General features: G+C 56.5%; 17 protein-coding genes. 13 read left to right on the top strand and 4 right to left on the bottom strand.

Annotated elements, in window-relative coordinates; genetic code table 11:
• Positions 1–196 precede the first annotated feature (196 nt).
• Genes sdhC through sdhA form a run of 3 tightly spaced genes read left to right on the top strand, consistent with a single transcriptional unit; the run spans position 197 to position 2,796 of the window.
• Positions 197–580 carry a succinate dehydrogenase, cytochrome b556 subunit gene (sdhC, locus tag ACR0MV_RS12690; protein WP_170467107.1) on the top strand — a complete coding sequence of 128 codons (384 nt, stop codon included), beginning with the start codon at positions 197–199 and terminating at the stop codon, positions 578–580.
• 11 nt (positions 581–591) lie between these two features.
• Positions 592–963 (top strand): succinate dehydrogenase, hydrophobic membrane anchor protein, encoded by a 372-nt coding sequence (gene sdhD, locus ACR0MV_RS12685; protein WP_480702346.1) that lies wholly within the window; start codon positions 592–594, stop codon positions 961–963.
• A gap of 24 nt (positions 964–987) precedes the next feature.
• Entirely contained in the window at positions 988–2,796 is a 1,809-nt protein-coding gene (sdhA, locus tag ACR0MV_RS12680; RefSeq protein ID WP_480702345.1) for a succinate dehydrogenase flavoprotein subunit, read from the top strand.
• A 109-nt stretch (positions 2,797–2,905) separates the two neighbouring features.
• Here sdhA and ACR0MV_RS12675 read toward each other — a convergent pair whose 3' ends face one another.
• The gene (locus tag ACR0MV_RS12675; RefSeq protein WP_170427033.1) at positions 2,906–3,763 is read right to left on the bottom strand and encodes a hypothetical protein; all 858 of its coding nucleotides are present in this window, start codon (positions 3,761–3,763) and stop codon (positions 2,906–2,908) included.
• Positions 3,764–3,886: 123 nt separating this feature from the next.
• Between ACR0MV_RS12675 and ACR0MV_RS12670 the strand changes: the two genes are divergently transcribed.
• From ACR0MV_RS12670 to ACR0MV_RS12660, 3 genes are all read left to right on the top strand, one after another.
• A complete protein-coding gene (locus ACR0MV_RS12670; RefSeq protein WP_170427034.1) occupies positions 3,887–4,594 on the top strand; it encodes a class I SAM-dependent methyltransferase in 708 nt (235 codons plus the stop codon).
• An 88-nt stretch (positions 4,595–4,682) separates the two neighbouring features.
• A complete protein-coding gene (locus ACR0MV_RS12665; RefSeq protein ID WP_480702344.1) occupies positions 4,683–5,462 on the top strand; it encodes a succinate dehydrogenase iron-sulfur subunit in 780 nt (259 codons plus the stop codon).
• Positions 5,463–5,599: 137 nt separating this feature from the next.
• Positions 5,600–5,746, top strand: a complete 147-nt coding sequence (locus ACR0MV_RS12660; protein ID WP_480702343.1) for a hypothetical protein — start codon at positions 5,600–5,602, stop codon at positions 5,744–5,746.
• A gap of 276 nt (positions 5,747–6,022) precedes the next feature.
• On the opposite strand, the gene deoD is transcribed toward ACR0MV_RS12660, so the two are convergent.
• From deoD to ACR0MV_RS12645, 3 genes are all read right to left on the bottom strand, one after another.
• Positions 6,023–6,733, bottom strand: coding sequence for a purine-nucleoside phosphorylase (gene deoD, locus ACR0MV_RS12655; protein WP_480702342.1), 711 nt, complete (start codon positions 6,731–6,733; stop codon positions 6,023–6,025).
• Between the two features lie 23 nt (positions 6,734–6,756).
• Complete coding sequence (locus tag ACR0MV_RS12650) at positions 6,757–7,068, bottom strand: H-NS histone family protein (RefSeq protein ID WP_480702341.1); 312 nt, start codon at positions 7,066–7,068, stop codon at positions 6,757–6,759.
• Positions 7,069–7,197: 129 nt separating this feature from the next.
• Positions 7,198–9,165 (bottom strand): methylmalonyl-CoA mutase family protein, encoded by a 1,968-nt coding sequence (locus ACR0MV_RS12645; RefSeq protein WP_480702340.1) that lies wholly within the window; start codon positions 9,163–9,165, stop codon positions 7,198–7,200.
• Positions 9,166–9,309: 144 nt separating this feature from the next.
• Here ACR0MV_RS12645 and ACR0MV_RS12640 point away from each other — a divergent pair, with 144 nt between their 5' ends.
• The 7 genes from ACR0MV_RS12640 (at position 9,310) to ACR0MV_RS12610 (ending at position 16,220) form a co-directional block, all read left to right on the top strand.
• Positions 9,310–10,698: a 1-acyl-sn-glycerol-3-phosphate acyltransferase gene (locus ACR0MV_RS12640; RefSeq protein WP_480702339.1), complete on the top strand. Its 1,389-nt coding sequence runs from the start codon at positions 9,310–9,312 to the stop codon at positions 10,696–10,698.
• 111 nt (positions 10,699–10,809) lie between these two features.
• Positions 10,810–12,096: a crotonyl-CoA carboxylase/reductase gene (ccrA, locus tag ACR0MV_RS12635; RefSeq protein ID WP_170427041.1), complete on the top strand. Its 1,287-nt coding sequence runs from the start codon at positions 10,810–10,812 to the stop codon at positions 12,094–12,096.
• 206 nt (positions 12,097–12,302) lie between these two features.
• Entirely contained in the window at positions 12,303–12,521 is a 219-nt protein-coding gene (locus ACR0MV_RS12630) for a hypothetical protein (protein ID WP_170426876.1), read from the top strand.
• Positions 12,460–13,179, top strand: a complete 720-nt coding sequence (locus tag ACR0MV_RS12625; RefSeq protein WP_170427042.1) for a helix-turn-helix transcriptional regulator — start codon at positions 12,460–12,462, stop codon at positions 13,177–13,179. Before ACR0MV_RS12630 ends, ACR0MV_RS12625 begins: the two co-directional genes overlap by 62 nt.
• An 84-nt stretch (positions 13,180–13,263) precedes the next feature.
• A complete protein-coding gene (locus tag ACR0MV_RS12620) occupies positions 13,264–13,902 on the top strand; it encodes an acyl-homoserine-lactone synthase (RefSeq protein ID WP_480702338.1) in 639 nt (212 codons plus the stop codon).
• A gap of 60 nt (positions 13,903–13,962) precedes the next feature.
• Positions 13,963–15,495 (top strand): ATP-dependent DNA helicase, encoded by a 1,533-nt coding sequence (locus tag ACR0MV_RS12615; RefSeq protein ID WP_480702337.1) that lies wholly within the window; start codon positions 13,963–13,965, stop codon positions 15,493–15,495.
• A complete protein-coding gene (locus tag ACR0MV_RS12610) occupies positions 15,492–16,220 on the top strand; it encodes an SDR family oxidoreductase (protein ID WP_170427045.1) in 729 nt (242 codons plus the stop codon). The genes ACR0MV_RS12615 and ACR0MV_RS12610 overlap by 4 nt, the downstream gene beginning before the upstream one ends.

The following is a 16,220-nucleotide window of genomic DNA, read 5'->3' as shown; positions in this document are numbered from 1 at the left end:
AATCGTAGATTCGGGGTTTCAGGCGCTAACATCACATGTCCCATAAAGCTTTTGTGATCACGAGCTTATTTTGTGTGATCACATATCGTAAATATCCGCCATTTTGCATCAAATATCAGCTTTTTTGCAGTTGCAGCACGTGACAGAACGGCAAAAAACAGTAAAACCTTCGGAAGCCAACCGTAAAGGAGCCAACATGGCCGATGTAAATCGGGGCAATCGCCCTCTTTCACCCCACCTTTCGATATACCGCCCGCAACTGACTTCGGTGACCTCGATCCTTGTGCGTATCACAGGAATTGCGTCGCTGTTGGTCGCATTCTTTGTTGTCTGGTGGTTCCTGGCAGCTGCGACTTCTGAGTCGTCGTTCAGTTTTATCGATGGGCTGATGAGAAGCTGGTTGGGTGATCTGGTGATGTTCGCTGCGACCTGGGCGATTTTCTATCACATGCTCGGCCGTCTGCGTCACGTGATCTGGGATCTGGGATACTGCGTGGATGTGCGGATTTCCGAGAAGCTGGGGATCGGCATGCTGGTGCTGGCCACCATTCTCGCCTTCATCACGGCAATCGCGGTTTAAGGAGACTGGCTATGAATTATCTCACTGACCGCAAACGCGCGCAGGGAACCGGGGCTGGCGGTGAAGGCACACATCATCACTGGCAGATGATGGTCAGTTCGGCGGCTCTGGTCATTCTTGTTCCGCTGTTCGTATTCATCTTTGCCAACGGGCTAGGCAAATCGTACGAAGAGGTTCTGGCTTATTACGGTCGTCCGTTCCCGGCCATCGTGACCGGTCTGACGATGGTCGTCGTCATCCTGCACCTGGTGCGAGAGACACAGGTAGCGATCGAAGATTATGTCCACGGTGTCGCAGAAAAGCTGAGCCTCATGGCCGTCGCGGCGTTTGGCTACACATTGATAGCTGCTGGGCTGTTTGCCCTGATCAAGCTGGCTCTGTGAAACGCGCGGTAAGGAAATAGACAAATGACAGCTGCATACGAATACGAAACACACGAATATGACGTGGTTGTTGTCGGCGCCGGTGGGGCCGGTCTGCGCGCCACACTAGGTATGGCGGAACAGGGTCTGCGCACGGCATGCGTGACCAAGGTGTTCCCGACACGCTCGCACACTGTTGCCGCGCAGGGTGGTATCGCCGCATCGCTTTCAAACATGGGCCCTGACCATTGGCAGTGGCACATGTATGACACCGTCAAAGGCTCGGACTGGCTGGGTGATACCGACGCGATGGAATACCTCGCACGCGAAGCCCCCAAAGCCGTGTATGAGCTGGAGCACTATGGCGTGCCCTTCAGCCGGACCGAAGAAGGCAAGATCTACCAGCGCCCCTTCGGTGGCCACACCACCGAATTCGGTGAAGGCCCTGCTGTTCAGCGGACCTGTGCTGCCGCAGACCGGACCGGTCACGCGATCCTGCACACGCTCTATGGTCAGTCGCTGAAGAACAACGCCGAGTTTTACATCGAATACTTCGCCATCGACCTGATCATGTCCGAGGATGGGCAGTGTCAGGGCGTTGTCTGCTGGAAGCTGGACGACGGCACGATGCATGTCTTCAACGCCAAGATGGTCGTGCTGGCGACCGGCGGTTACGGCCGCGCCTATTTCAGCGCCACCTCGGCCCATACCTGCACCGGCGACGGTGGCGGGATGGTGGCCCGCGCGGGTCTGGCGCTGCAGGATATGGAGTTTGTTCAGTTCCACCCGACCGGCATCTACGGTTCGGGCTGCCTGATTACCGAAGGTGCACGCGGTGAAGGCGGATACCTGACCAACTCGGAAGGCGAGCGGTTCATGGAGCGCTATGCGCCCCAGTACAAGGATCTGGCACCCCGCGATTATGTTTCGCGGTCGATGACGATGGAAATCCGCGAAGGCCGTGGTCACGGTGAGAACGGGGACCACATTCACCTGAACCTCAGCCACCTGCCTGCCGAAGCGTTGGCGGAACGCCTGCCGGGTATCTCGGAATCCGCCCGCGTCTTTGCCGGAGTGGATGTCACCAAAGAACCGATCCCGGTTCTGCCGACCGTGCATTACAACATGGGCGGTATCCCGACCAACTATTGGGGTGAGGTTCTGAACCCGACAGCTGACAACCCAACCGCCGTGGTCCCGGGCCTGATGGCCGTGGGTGAGGCTGGGTGTGCTTCGGTTCACGGTGCGAACCGACTGGGTTCGAACTCGCTGATTGACCTTGTGGTCTTTGGCCGCGCCGCTGCGATCAAGGCAGGTAAGGTTGTTGACCCAGACGCGCCGAACCCGGTTCTGAACCAGGCGTCTGTCGACAAGGCCTTTGATCGGTTTGATGCCGTGCGCAATGCAAGTGGCGCGATCCCGACCGCCGATCTGCGGCTTGAGATGCAGCGCACCATGCAAGAGGACGCGGCCGTGTTCCGTACCGCCAAAACCATGGCCGAAGGCGTCGAGAAGATGACCGCGATTGCGGCCAAGATGGACGACCTGAAGGTCTCGGATCGCTCGCTGGTCTGGAACAGTGACCTGATGGAAACGCTGGAACTGACCAACCTTATGCCAAGCGCTCTGGCCACTATCGTCGGTGCCGAGGCACGCAAGGAATCGCGTGGTGCACACGCACACGAGGATTATACCGAACGTGATGACGAAAACTGGCGTGTCCACACAGTCTCGCGCGTGGATGGCAACAAGGTTGAGCTGAGCTATCGCCCGGTAATCGTCGATCCGCTGACCACCGAAGACGAAGGCGGTATCAGCTTGAAGAAAATCGCTCCCAAGGCGCGGACGTTCTGATTGAACGCCACGTCTTGCATGCATTCGCTATATTGTAAGTGAAAAGAACCACGGGATTGCTTTTTTGATCGCGTGGTTCTTTTGACTCCGGTGCCGTGAGCGGCACCCTTCAGAACAGGCTTTTGAATCGTTCCGGCAATTGGAACAGCTCTGCCGATGCATGTGTTTTATGCTTGGTGAACGTCGCTCCATTTTCGGTGATAAGATGTTTGCTTTGTTCGATTTTGGCACGATAGGATGATCGATCCTCGGGCAAAGAACCGGCGATCGGCATTGCATTCAGGCTCGCTACTAAATCTTCAATCCCCTGGTCAGAGGCTCTCCACGCGCGGGAAGGCGTGTTGTTCTTGCCTTTGGGCGCTTTGGTTGTTTGGCGTCGACGTACTGCGCGTGAACGAAAAAGGGGAATGTCAAAAAATCTCAGATGGAACGCGATGAGATTGGTGTCGACAAAAATGTCCTCGCTAAAGGCGAAATGGCCGCCGCGACGCCAGGCAATCGGTGCTTTGACCATGCTAGGTTTTCCGAAACTTGCGTTGACACGCACCAACCCGCGTTGTTCCAGAACGCCTTTGTCCGGGTCGAACCCCAAAGGTTCCTGATCTTCCCGGTGGATCACTTCGAGCCCGTAAGGGGCAGTCACATCCGCATTGCTATTCAAAATGTACTCACTGACATTCATGCCGACGTTTGGATCCAATGTGAGGATTTCATCGACATCTGTGTAAAGCACGGAATCGTGCATGACCGTCAACGCACTTACAAAGTGACCCAGCATATGCCAGCGCTCGGATTCCATGTGTGGCGTCGGCGGGGGCCTGCGCATCTCAATCACGTTGCAGCCACGTGCCATTCGGCGAAGTCTGCGATTTGAGCCGTGGATGATGACGTACATACATTTCCCGTCTACATGCTGAGACCAGTATTTGACCCAGATCGGCAAGAACTCGTAGTCGTCATAGACCATCGTCACAACTGCAAGTGACATGTATTCGCTCCGTCATTTTTTTGCTGGTTTCGAGTTGCCGACAATGCGTGCCGAAGTAGTATATAGGCTTGATACCAAGGCTACAATTCAAGGTGTGCGGAAATGGACCCGGACAAAATTTATAAAAGCCTCCACAAAGGTCACATTCGCCAGGAAGAAGCCAGGGTGCACTCTGCAAGGAGAATCTCTGGCTTATGTGAGCGTTTTTTTGAGCCAAAGTCCGTCATCGATGTGGGATGTGGTGTTGGATTTCTACTGGCCGAATTCGAAAAAGATGATTGCGAAATCTGCGGTGTCGAAGGTGACTGGCTGGAGGAGACGAATATCAAGTTCTCCGCAGATGCACTGGTTCGGGCCGACCTCGAAACCCCGTTTTCCATAGACCGCTCGTTTGATCTTTGCGTCAGTACCGAGGTTGCAGAACATCTTGAACCGGCCCGCGCCAAAAGCTTTGTTGAAGATCTGACACGCTTGTCAGATGTTGTGTTGTTTTCGGCAGCAATAGCCGGGCAGGGTGGTACAGGTCACAAAAACGAACAATGGCAGGATTATTGGGCCGATCTGTTCGACGCGCAAAACTATGCCTTCTACGATGCTTTCCGTCCCAACCTTTGGACAGACCCGTTGGTCATGGATTGGTTTAAGCAGAATCTGATGGTCTTTGTGAAGCGAGGGGCGCATGTCAAGCCCGAGCTTTCCAAGTTCGCGAGTTCGGCAGACGTGGCCCGAATGATCGTTCCCAAGTACCATGACAAAATTGTCAGGCGCACAACGCGACAATTGCGTAGGCTTAAACGAGAAAAGTCGTGAATACCGCAGTATACTAACTTTTGTCGCATTGTCTTTCAGTGGTATTTAGGGCAGATTGCGGGCAAGTAGACCAAGGAATTTCAGGCATATGGTTCAACTGACCCTCCCCAAGAATTCGCGCATCACAACGGGCAAAACCTGGCCCAAGCCGGAAGGTGCCAAGAATATTCGTAAGTTTCAGATCTATCGCTGGAACCCGGACGACGGGCAAAACCCGCGGGTAGATACTTACTTCGTGGATATGGACAGCTGCGGGCCGATGGTTCTGGACGCACTGATCAAGATCAAGAACGAAATCGATCCAACCCTGACCTTCCGTCGGTCCTGCCGTGAAGGCATTTGCGGCTCCTGTGCTATGAATATCGACGGGATCAACACGCTGGCCTGTATCTATGGCATGGATGAGATCAAGGGCGACGTGAAAATCTATCCGCTGCCGCATATGCCGGTGGTGAAGGACCTGATCCCGGATCTGACCCATTTCTACGCCCAGCATGCCTCGATCATGCCGTGGTTGGAAACCAAGACCAACCGCCCCGCGAAAGAGTGGAAGCAATCCATCGAAGACCGCAAAAAGCTGGACGGTCTGTATGAATGCGTGATGTGCGCCAGCTGCTCGACCTCGTGCCCGAGCTATTGGTGGAACGGTGATCGCTACCTTGGGCCCGCCGCTTTGTTGCACGCCTATCGCTGGATCATCGACAGCCGCGATGAAGCCACGGGTGAGCGTTTGGATGAGTTGGAAGACCCCTTCAAACTCTATCGTTGCCACACGATCATGAACTGCGCCAAGACCTGCCCGAAGGGTTTGAACCCGGCCAAAGCGATTGCCGAGATCAAAAAGATGATGGTCGATCGCGCAGTTTAAAGTGATTTAAAATCATGCACTTGCTGCTTTGCAGTGAGTGCATGCCGACATTGCAAAGTTATGCAATGCGACCGCCCCTGATCAGCACTATCTTACGGTCAGGGAGGAGTGATACTACCGAAAACGGGATCGCTCCGATGAAAGATCAAGAACAAAAAACCAAGACAAGCCCCGCAGAAGCTTTGGAACTGTTGAACGAGGCATGGGCGTATTACGCGCCCGAACCTGCTGTAGCAGGAGAGCAGCGTGAACCGGCCCTGTTCGAATACGCAAACGCTGCCTAGGCTGACGCCAGACTTGCAGTCGATGCTCAAAATGGGCCATGCATGAGCATGCCCATTTTGCTTCTTGTCCTAGCCGGCGGTGTTTTTGCCTATTTCCTCTGGCGCTCGCGGACATCCTCTTTGACCCGAGATTGCCGTTGGCGGCAGCATCGCAAAGAGGGTGTCTGGGTTTGCGCATTCTGTGGCGCGCAACAGCAATCTGACAGCGCGCCAACCGAATGTCGGAAAGGAAAATAGAGGGCTAACAGGGCAGAATTCAACCCTGTTGGAATTGCATCAGGCGTTTGGAAAAGCCGCTTGCAGAGCAATTTCGACCATATCCCCGAAGCTTCGCTCACGCTCCGACGACGGCAGAGCCTCGCCTGTCAGCAGGTGATCAGAGACGGTCAAAACAGCCAATGCTCGGCACTTGTGGCGCGCGGCGAGGATATACAGTTCGGCTGCTTCCATCTCGACACCGAGAATGCCGTGGCGCACCATTTGTTCGTTTAGATCAGGACGTTCATCATAAAACACATCTGACGAATATATCCCGCCGACATGGGTTGGCGTGCCTTTGGCTGCGGCGGCCTGAGCGGCTGCTTGCAACAGTCCCCAATCGGCGCAGGGGGCAAAATTCAGCTCTTTCATAATCCCGCGCGAAGGCGTGCTGAGCGTGGTGGATGTCATCGCCAGAATAACATCCCGAACGCTTACGCTGTCTTGCATACCGCCACAGGATCCGATGCGGATCAGGGTTTTGGCGCCAAAGTCTCGGATCAATTCGTTCACGTAGATCGACAAAGACGGCATTCCCATGCCGCTGCCCTGAATGGTGACAGGATTGCCTTTCCAGTTACCTGTAAAGCCAAGCATGCCGCGCACGTCATTGACTTGTTTTACGTCGTCCAGAAACGTTTCGGCTGCCCATTTCGCCCGATAGGGGTCACCAGGCAATAGGACGGTTTCCGCAATCTCGCCTTTTTCGGCACCAATATGAATTGTCATTTTGGATCAGTTCCAATTGGGTTTCAGATTTCCAGATCAGAGATATCTGCGCCGGATTGCAATGCGTCGTGAAGCCATTGCGGTTTTCGTCCGCGACCAGACCAGGTTTGTTTGGGGTCGGCTGGATTTCTGTATTTTGCTTTCGCAGTTTTCCCCGATGTAGGAGAGTCTTCTGCCAATTCTGACAATGAAAACCCGAATTCCGCTGCAGCCTTTTCCGCCGCCTTTAATGCTTCTTTTCGTTCTCTCTTTTCCGCATTGACTAGCGCTTTTTCCACTTGATCACGTAAATCAAGTAGCTCTTTTCGCGACATTTTTTCCAGTTCTGTCCCCATTGTTTTTCCCCTCCTAGGAAATAGGTGTTACCGATGTCCCCAATGGGGCACCGTAATTCCAAAGGAGAGAATTATCTATCCCCTTTTGCTTCAGGGGATAGACTAGGAACCAATAAGAAATCCCGGGTATTACTCGGCGGCGAGGTTCTGAGGATCGACCAGGGTGACAATATCACCCATAATCGCATTCAGCTCAAAATTCTTTGGTGTATAGATTTTCGCGACGCCCATGGCCTTTAGCTTTGCCGCATCGTCATCAGGGATAATTCCGCCGACGACCACGGGGATGTGCTCCAATCCTGCTTCGCGTAGCCGGTTCATGACGTCTTGCACCAGTGGGATGTGGCTTCCGGACAGAATCGACAGGCCGATTACATGCGCGTCGTCTTCTGCCGCCGCCGTCACGATTTCTTCTGGCGTCAGGCGAATGCCCTCATAGCTGATATCCATGCCGCAATCACGCGCGCGGAAGGCGATCTGTTCTGCGCCGTTCGAATGCCCATCCAGCCCCGGCTTACCGACCAGGAATTTCAGGCGGCGCCCCAGCTTGTCGCTGACCGCGTCCACGGCTGCGCGCAGGTCTTCCAGACCTTCGGTTTTGTTCGAGACCGAGCCGGACACACCGGTTGGCCCGCGATACGTGCCGTAGACCTTACGCATTTCCTCGGCCCATTCACCCGTAGTCACACCCGCTTTGGCGGCCGCAATCGACGGTTCCATGACGTTGGTCCCATTTTGCGCCGCTTCGCGCAACGCAGTCAGCGCGGCAGTGACGGCCGCCTCATCCCGTTCCTGACGCCATTCGTTCAGGCGCGCGATCTGTTCCTGTTCAACGGCAGGATCGACGACCATGATGCCACCATCCTCGGTCTGCAGGGGCGAGGGTTCGCCCTCGATCCATTTGTTCACGCCAACCACAACGGTTTCATTGCGTTCGATCCGGTTCAGTCGTTCGGCGTTCGAATCCACGAGACGTGATTTCATGTACTCGATCGAAGCGACCGCGCCACCCATCGAATCCAGGTTCGCTAGTTCCGCCCGCGCGCCCTCTTTCAGTTCTTCGACTTTGGCATCCACAGCGGGGTTGCCGTCGAACAGGTCGCCGTATTCCAGCAGATCGGTTTCATAGGCCAGGATTTGCTGCATTCGCATCGACCACTGTTGGTCCCATGGGCGGGGTAGACCCAGCGCTTCGTTCCACGCAGGCAGTTGCACCGCGCGGGCGCGCGCCTTTTTCGACAGGGTCACGGCCAGCATCTCGATCAGGATGCGATACACGTTGTTTTCCGGCTGCTGCTCGGTCAGGCCCAACGAGTTCACCTGAACACCGTAACGGAAACGGCGGAATTTCGGGTTCTCAACACCGTAGCGCTCTTGCAGGATTTCATCCCAAAGATCGACGAAGGCGCGCATTTTGCACATCTCAGTGACAAAGCGAATGCCCGCGTTCACAAAGAATGAGATTCGCCCGCAGAGGGCTGGGAAGTCCTCGGCCGGAACGCGGGGGCGCAGTTCATCCAAAACGGCGATGGCGGTGGCCAACGCATAAGCCAGTTCCTGTTCAGGCGTCGCGCCCGCCTCTTGCAGGTGATAGGAACACACGTTCATCGGGTTCCATTTTGGCACGTTGGTATAGCAGTACTCGGCCACGTCCGCGATCATCTTCAACGATGGTTTCGGTGGGCAAACATAGGTGCCACGGCTCAGATATTCCTTGATCAGGTCGTTCTGAACCGTGCCTTGCAGTTTAGAGACATCCGCGCCCTGTTCCTCGGCCACAGCAATATAAAGCGCTAGCAGCCAAGGTGCCGTCGCGTTGATCGTCATCGAGGTGTTCATCTGTTCCAGCGGAATCTGGTCGAACAGAACCCGCATATCCCCCAGATGACAGACGGGCACGCCAACCTTGCCCACTTCGCCGCGCGCCAGAGTGTGGTCGCTGTCGTACCCGGTCTGAGTCGGCAGATCGAAGGCCACCGAAAGACCGGTCTGGCCCTTTGCAAGGTTCCCGCGGTACAGGGCGTTCGACGCTTTGGCGGTGGAGTGACCGGCATAGGTTCGGATGAGCCAGGGGCGATCTTTCTGCGTCTGCGTCATAGCTGGACCTCTTGTTTCGGGCGGGCAAGAAAATTACGTCACCGGCTTCTAAAGCGCAATTTTCGGGATATGTCAATTCGCTGCGTCGCGGCATATCGCGTTCTTCAGATTGTAGGACGCAGCGTTTGGTGGCAGGGTGCGCGCATGACGCAGACTGTAGAGCTTCCGCTTTGGCTTTTTTTGCTGATCCTGGTGTTCGCCGCGGTCACTTTAGCCTCGCATTTTTTGTTTCCATCTGTGCGTTGGTTTTTTCGGCGGCGTCTGGAGCGCGCAGTAAAGCGTTTGAACCAGCGCCTTAAACGGCCGATCCAACCGTTCAAACTAGCCCACCGCCACGACATGATTCAACGCCTGATCTATGACCCGCAGGTCGGGCAGGCCCTACAGCAACACGCGCGCGAAACAGGTGTACCAGAGGCTGTGGCCTTTGAGCAGGCCCGCCGATACGCACGCGAGATTGTTCCGTCCTTCTCGGCTGTAGCCTATTTCAGCGTTGCGATCCGTCTGACGCGGTTGTTGAGTAACGCGTTCTATCAGGTTCGGCTCAGCTATCGGGACGAAGAAGCCGTTGAGAATATCGACCCTGATGCGACGGTTGTGTTTGTCATGAACCACCGCAGCAACATGGATTATGTCTTGGTTACATATCTGGCGGCGCAGCATTCCGCGCTGTCCTATGCGGTGGGTGAGTGGGCGCGTGTATGGCCGCTCAGCCGTCTGATCCGCGCGATGGGCGCGTATTTTATCCGCCGCAAGTCGGGCAATGATCTCTATCGTCAGGTTTTGGCTTGCTACGTGCGCCATGCGACCGAGGCCGGGGTGACCCAGGCCATGTTTCCGGAAGGCGGGCTGAGCCTGACAGGGGCATTGGGCCGCCCAAAGCTGGGATTGCTGAAATACATTATCGACGGAACTTCGGCAGATGGGCGCGATGTTGTCTTTGTACCCGTTGCGCTGAACTACGATCGCGTACTGGAAGATACTATCCTGACCCGGGCTTCATTGGGCAACGAACGCCGGTTTCGTGCCAAGATCGGAGTAATCACCGGGTGGATCCTCAAACAGATCTGGCGGCGTATCATCGGGCGATACAAACGGTTCGGGATTGCCTCGGTCCGGTATGGCCACCCGGTTTCCTTACGCGCGTTTCGGGCCGATCACCCGCGCGACTTGATGACAGATCTGGCCCGCGCCCTAATGGCGGAAATCCGCGACGCGATCCCGTTGGTACCAGTTCCTGCAGCGTGTTGGTTGATGCAACAACACCCGGAATTGCCCGAAGCCGATGCGGTCCAGATGATCGTCGACATGATGCGGCGGAACGGGATTCCTGACGAAGAAAACCGCACTTCGGTCGAAGCCGCGATCGATCAATTGGTCGATCGCCGCATTCTAAAGCGGCTCGACGGAAAAATATCCCAGTCAGGTCAAAGGGTTGATCTGCTGGAATACTACGCAGCGTCTGCTCCGTTGGGGCAAAATGCTGGTGATGCTGCGGGCGCAAAAGATTTTTCTGCATCCGCTGGGTCATAAAATTTCAAAACAACGCCAGAATCGGTTGCATTATTTCCCTGTGGGCAATATTCCATCGGATAACGCATGCGATTCTGCATCGCGGCAAAGGATTAGATAAAGGAGGCCAACATGGCTCTGGACACCGACAGCGGCATCGCGTCGTACGAGGCACCGGAAAAAGACCTCTATGAGATGGGTGAGATCCCTCCGATGGGGTTTGTGCCCAAACAAATGTATGCATGGGCCATCCGCAAAGAACGCCATGGCGAACCGGATACGGCGATGCAGCTTGAAGTGGTAGATGTCCCAAAGCTGGACAGCCACGAAGTGCTGGTTCTGGTGATGGCGGCCGGCGTCAACTACAACGGTGTCTGGGCTTCTCTGGGTAAGCCGATCAGCCCGTTCGACGGCCATGGTCAGCCTTTCCACATTGCTGGTTCTGATGCATCCGGCATCGTTTGGGCTGTCGGCGACAAGGTAAAGCGCTGGAAAGTCGGCGACGAGGTTGTGATCCACTGCAACCAGGACGACGGCGATGATGAGCACTGCAACGGCGGCGACCCGATGTACTCGCCCAGCCAGCGGATCTGGGGTTACGAGACGCCAGACGGTTCGTTCGCACAGTTCACCAACGTACAGGCCCAGCAGTTGATGCCGCGTCCCAAGCACCTGACTTGGGAAGAAAGCGCCTGCTACACGCTGACACTGGCAACCGCCTACCGTATGCTGTTCGGCCATGAGCCGCATGACCTCAAACCTGGTCAGAACGTTCTGGTCTGGGGCGCGTCGGGTGGTCTGGGTTCTTATGCGATCCAGTTGATCAACACTGCTGGTGCAAATGCGATCGGTGTGATCTCGGACGAAAGCAAACGCGATTTCGTCATGGGGCTGGGCGCCAAAGGCGTAATCAACCGCAAGGACTTTAACTGCTGGGGCCAGCTGCCCACGGTCAACACCCCCGAATATGCGGCCTGGCTGAAAGAGGCGCGCAAGTTCGGTAAGGCGATCTGGGACATCACCGGCAAAGGTGTGAACGTTGACATGGTCTTCGAACACCCGGGCGAAACCACTTTCCCGGTCTCGTCGCTGGTCTGCAAAAAAGGCGGCATGGTCGTGATCTGCGCCGGCACCACCGGTTTCAACTGTACCTTCGACGTACGTTACATGTGGATGCACCAGAAGCGCCTGCAGGGTTCGCACTTTGCGCATCTGAAACAGGCGTCGGCAGCAAACCAGCTCATGGTTGAGCGTCGTCTGGACCCCTGCATGTCCGAAGTGTTCACCTGGGCCGACCTGCCCGAGGCGCATATGAAGATGCTGCGCAACGAGCACAAGCCCGGCAACATGTCGGTTTTGGTCCAGGCTCCGCGCACCGGAATGCGCACGCTGGAAGAGGTTCTGGCCGCGCGCGACTAAGCTGCGTTAACTTTTATGCAACACACCCGCGAATCGGTTTTTCGGTCCGCGGGTGTTTCTTTTTTCGAACTTTAGCGCTTACTTTCAAGGCCTTGTGAAAATCAGACCCGCTGTTTTTGGGGAGTAGAAACCAGTGAATAGGCCAAAAAAAGCGTCACATGCTATGGTTGCGTTAACCCTTCGTTAACCGTTTCGGAGAGACCCTGATGGCGCAAAATGAGTGGATACTGGACGTTCTGTCGGACCTCAGCGCCTTTGCTGTGGAAAACGGATTGACCGCGTTGGCCGAGCAGTTGGACGATACCAAACTGATCGCCGCAGCCGAGATCGCGTCCAGAAAGAATGAGGTTCGGGCGCCCGCGGATGGCAACAAAACTCGATATGAGCCAGGTTCTGGAGGACTTGGAAAACACCAGCACGCTTGATGAACTCGGCGATGTTGCCACGCGCCTGCGGGACAGGCTGCAGGTCGAACACCTGATCTACCACTGGGTCGATGGAGCTGGCGACCAGTACGGATATACCACCTATCCCGATGACTGGGCCGAAAGGTACCGCGACCGAAACTACCACAGAATTGACCCGGTGATCCTGGGGTGCTTTCAGCGCTTTCATCCGGTGGACTGGAAGACACTGGATTGGTCAAGCAAGGTCGCAAAGACCTTCCTGAAGGATGCGCTGGAGCACGGTGTTGGTAACCAGGGGTATTCTATTCCGATCCGGGGACCGAATGGTCAATTCGCCTTGTTCACGGTCAATCACACCTGCAATGACGATGCGTGGCTCAAGTTCATCGAAACCCATGGCCGCGAGTTGATCCTAATTGCGCATTACTTCAACCGCAAAGCGCTGGAATTTGAAAGCGACCGTCAGCCCGAATCCGCGCGTGGATTGTCCCCGCGCGAAGTGGACGCCATGACGCTGCTGGCCTTGGGTTACAGCCGGGCGCAGGTGGCACATTCCCTGTCGATCTCAGAGCATACGCTTCGGGTTTACATCGAAAGCGCCCGCGCCAAACTGGGCGCGCAAAACACTACCCACGCCATCGCTACGGCTTTGAGTAGAGGGTTAATAGTGGTTTAAGGACCGCGCGCAATCAAAACAGGAAATTAACCAAGACTCCGTACCCCCTTTGTTCCTGCACAGGACGACAAGGGGAAAAGAGTCATGTTGCGCTATGTCTATGCGGATGAATTGCACAAATATCCAAAATTGGCCGAGGGGATGTTTCGGGATCGCGCCGACCAGTTCAAGACCCGGCTGGGTTGGGATGTTCACGTCAACGACAAAGGGGAAGAGCGGGATCAGTACGATGATCTGAACCCGATCTACGTGATTTGGGAAGAACCCGACGGCAGCCACGGCGGGTCCATGCGTGTCTTGCCAACGACCGGTCCCGTCATGGTGAATGAGGTCTTCGGGCACCTGACCGGGGGACAACCCATCAACAGCCCTCTGATCTGGGAAGTGACGCGGTTTTGTTTGTCGCGCACCGCCAGTCCGCATACCGCCGGGGCTATTATGCTCAGCGGGGGTGAGATGATGGAAGGGTTCGGTCTGACTCATATTGCAGGCGTTTTCGATGCGCGCATGATTCGGATCTATCGCCTGATCGGGTCGTCCCCGATCGTGCTGGGCACAGAAGGTAAGGGTCGCGATCAGATCTCGGTCGGGCTTTGGCCGTATTCGGCGGATGACTGCAACCGCGTTGCCCAACGTGCAGGCATCCCGCGCGAGCTGTCGCGGTTGTGGTTCAAGACGGCCTTCGGTGTAGGCACGCAGCCTCGGTTTGCTTTGTCTGCCTGACAGCCCGAAAACCGAAATCCACATCTGGTGATAGCGGGCGCGGCCTTGTAGGGTCGCGCCATGTCTTTGCCCCCAGTGACTTTCTCTGACGACCAGGCCGCCGCGTATGACAGCATCTCAGAGATGCTGAAGTCGGCAGGCGTAGACCTTGATGATGATGCGCTGCTGAAACTTCCGGGGAACGGAAAATCCGGCGTGATGGCCGTGATTGGCAAAGCGGGGTCCGGCAAAACGCTGTTGCTGGCCGAGCTGTATAAAGCGCTGGCGGAAACCGGCGTTCAGATTGTCTCGGGCGATTTCGAAAGCCGCAAAGCTCGCGACAAACGCAGTCTGGCCATTCTGGCCCCGACGAACAAGGCGGCCAGCGTCTTACGCCTGCGCGGGGTGCCGGCGACGACAATTCACCGCATTCTCTACACGCCCGTCTATGACCCGGAATACGAACGGATCGCCGAGTGGCTGGCAGGGAATGACGAACGCCCCGAGATCGAGGGCCTGACCGACGAGGCTCTGGATCGCGCGGCGGCGTTCTACGAAAACAACAAATCCATCCCCGGCGCTTTGGCTGCGGCCGGGTTGCGCGGGTCGGACTTCATCACCGGCTGGAAACGTCGGGACGAACCTTTGGACATTGGCTTTGTCGACGAAGCCTCGATGTTGGACGACCGGCAATTCGAGGACCTGCAAGAGATCTTCCCGACGCTCCTGTTGTTTGGGGATCCGGCGCAGCTGGCCCCGGTCAACCAGTCCGGCAGCATGGTGTTTGATGCCTTGCCCGAGCCGCGCAAGCAAATCCTGCACAGGGTGCATAGGCAGGATGCAGATAACCCAATTCTGGATCTGGCTCATGCTCTGGCGGACCCGCAAATGGGGTTCGAAGATTTTGAACGCATGGTCGAACAGACCGCCCGTCAGGACGACCGCGTTATCTGGGGTCAGCGGGTCGAGGTGGATCTGATGGCACGCAGCCCGGTCCTTGTTTGGCGCAACGCGACACGTATTCGTCTGATTCAAGCGTTCCGCCATGTGCATGGTGCGCCTGACACGGAACTGCTGGAAGGTGAACCGTTGATCTGCGACGGGATCGAACTGCCCCTGAAGCACCGCAAGAAACGTCTGGATCTTGAGGCGCGCGGGCTAATCAAAGGCGCGCAGGTCATCTATCTGGGGCCGGGGCGCAAGCCGGGCTTTTCGCGTCTACACGTGATGGGCGCCGAAGACCCGCAGGTCAGCGCAGCCTCGATCGTGAAGATCGAGATGCCGGACGAGGAAGAGCCATTTATCCCCTATGCGGCCCGTATGGGCGCGACCTTTCTGCATGGCGCTGCGGTGACCATTCACAAGGCGCAAGGTTCGCAGTGGGACACTGTTCAGGTCTTTGCCCCTGACATCTACGCGGCTGCACGCATGGGCCGGACTGAGGCAGGCCAGCCGTTGTGGAAACGCCTGGCCTATGTGGCGATTACTCGGGCGCAGGAGAGGTTGATCTGGGTTGTGCGGAACCGTTTGGCTAAACCAACCTATCCGCTGCGAGTCGACGACCTGCGTGCCGTACCGGCGGCTTCGCTGACACTGGAGGCGGAAGAGACATGAAATCCATCATCGTAACCGGCGCAAGCTCGGGTATTGGACGGGCCACGGCCGAGCTATTCCTGGCCGAGGGCTGGACCGTCGGCCTTCTGGCGCGCAGTGCGCATACGCTGAACCAGATGGCGGCGGACAACGCCAATGCCATACCTTTGGTCGCGGATGTCACCGACGCTCAAGCCGTCGAAGCCGCTTTTGAGGCGTTTCAGGAAAAGACAGCCCGCCTCGACGTTCTGCTCAACAACGCGGGCATATTCGCGCCCGGCGGCACAATCGACGAGATCGCCTTGGACGACTGGTACCAAAGCGTCAACGTCAATCTGAACGGTATGTTCCTGTGTGCCCGCGCGGCCTTTCGGATCATGCGCCAACAATCGCCGCAAGGCGGGCGTATCATCAACAATGGCTCAATCGCCGCGCATGTCCCGCGCCCCAACTCTGTGCACTATTCGGCAACGAAACACGCCATCACTGGTCTGACGCGCAGCCTGTCGCTGGATGGCCGGGCGTTCAACATTGCTTGCGGGCAGATCGACATCGGCAACGCGCGCACTCAGATGGTTCAGGGTCTGGTCGATGCGGCCATTGCCAGCGGGCAGGAACCCGATCCAACAATGGCCGTTGAAGATGCCGCACGGTCCGTCCTGCATATGGCGAACCTGCCGCTTGAGGCGAACGTCCAGTTTATGACCGTTATGGCGACCACTATGCCTTACATCGGGCGTGGATAA

The organism is Ruegeria sp. BC3, assembly GCF_056539265.1.
This window is presented reverse-complemented; position numbering and strand designations above follow the sequence as displayed.

Coding starts and splice junctions, on each gene's coding strand:
- ACR0MV_RS12630 (WP_170426876.1), top strand. CDS start 12,303: ATGGCGCAAAATGAGTGGATACTGGACGTTCTGTCGGACCTCAGCGCC.
- sdhC (WP_170467107.1), top strand. CDS start 197: ATGGCCGATGTAAATCGGGGCAATCGCCCTCTTTCACCCCACCTTTCG.
- ACR0MV_RS12675 (WP_170427033.1), bottom strand. CDS start 3,763: ATGGTCTATGACGACTACGAGTTCTTGCCGATCTGGGTCAAATACTGG.
- ACR0MV_RS12610 (WP_170427045.1), top strand. CDS start 15,492: ATGAAATCCATCATCGTAACCGGCGCAAGCTCGGGTATTGGACGGGCC.
- ACR0MV_RS12660 (WP_480702343.1), top strand. CDS start 5,600: ATGAAAGATCAAGAACAAAAAACCAAGACAAGCCCCGCAGAAGCTTTG.
- ACR0MV_RS12620 (WP_480702338.1), top strand. CDS start 13,264: ATGTTGCGCTATGTCTATGCGGATGAATTGCACAAATATCCAAAATTG.
- ACR0MV_RS12665 (WP_480702344.1), top strand. CDS start 4,683: ATGGTTCAACTGACCCTCCCCAAGAATTCGCGCATCACAACGGGCAAA.
- ACR0MV_RS12625 (WP_170427042.1), top strand. CDS start 12,460: ATGGCAACAAAACTCGATATGAGCCAGGTTCTGGAGGACTTGGAAAAC.
- ACR0MV_RS12670 (WP_170427034.1), top strand. CDS start 3,887: ATGGACCCGGACAAAATTTATAAAAGCCTCCACAAAGGTCACATTCGC.
- ACR0MV_RS12640 (WP_480702339.1), top strand. CDS start 9,310: ATGACGCAGACTGTAGAGCTTCCGCTTTGGCTTTTTTTGCTGATCCTG.
- sdhD (WP_480702346.1), top strand. CDS start 592: ATGAATTATCTCACTGACCGCAAACGCGCGCAGGGAACCGGGGCTGGC.
- ccrA (WP_170427041.1), top strand. CDS start 10,810: ATGGCTCTGGACACCGACAGCGGCATCGCGTCGTACGAGGCACCGGAA.
- ACR0MV_RS12650 (WP_480702341.1), bottom strand. CDS start 7,068: ATGGGGACAGAACTGGAAAAAATGTCGCGAAAAGAGCTACTTGATTTA.
- deoD (WP_480702342.1), bottom strand. CDS start 6,733: ATGACAATTCATATTGGTGCCGAAAAAGGCGAGATTGCGGAAACCGTC.
- sdhA (WP_480702345.1), top strand. CDS start 988: ATGACAGCTGCATACGAATACGAAACACACGAATATGACGTGGTTGTT.
- ACR0MV_RS12645 (WP_480702340.1), bottom strand. CDS start 9,165: ATGACGCAGACGCAGAAAGATCGCCCCTGGCTCATCCGAACCTATGCC.
- ACR0MV_RS12615 (WP_480702337.1), top strand. CDS start 13,963: ATGTCTTTGCCCCCAGTGACTTTCTCTGACGACCAGGCCGCCGCGTAT.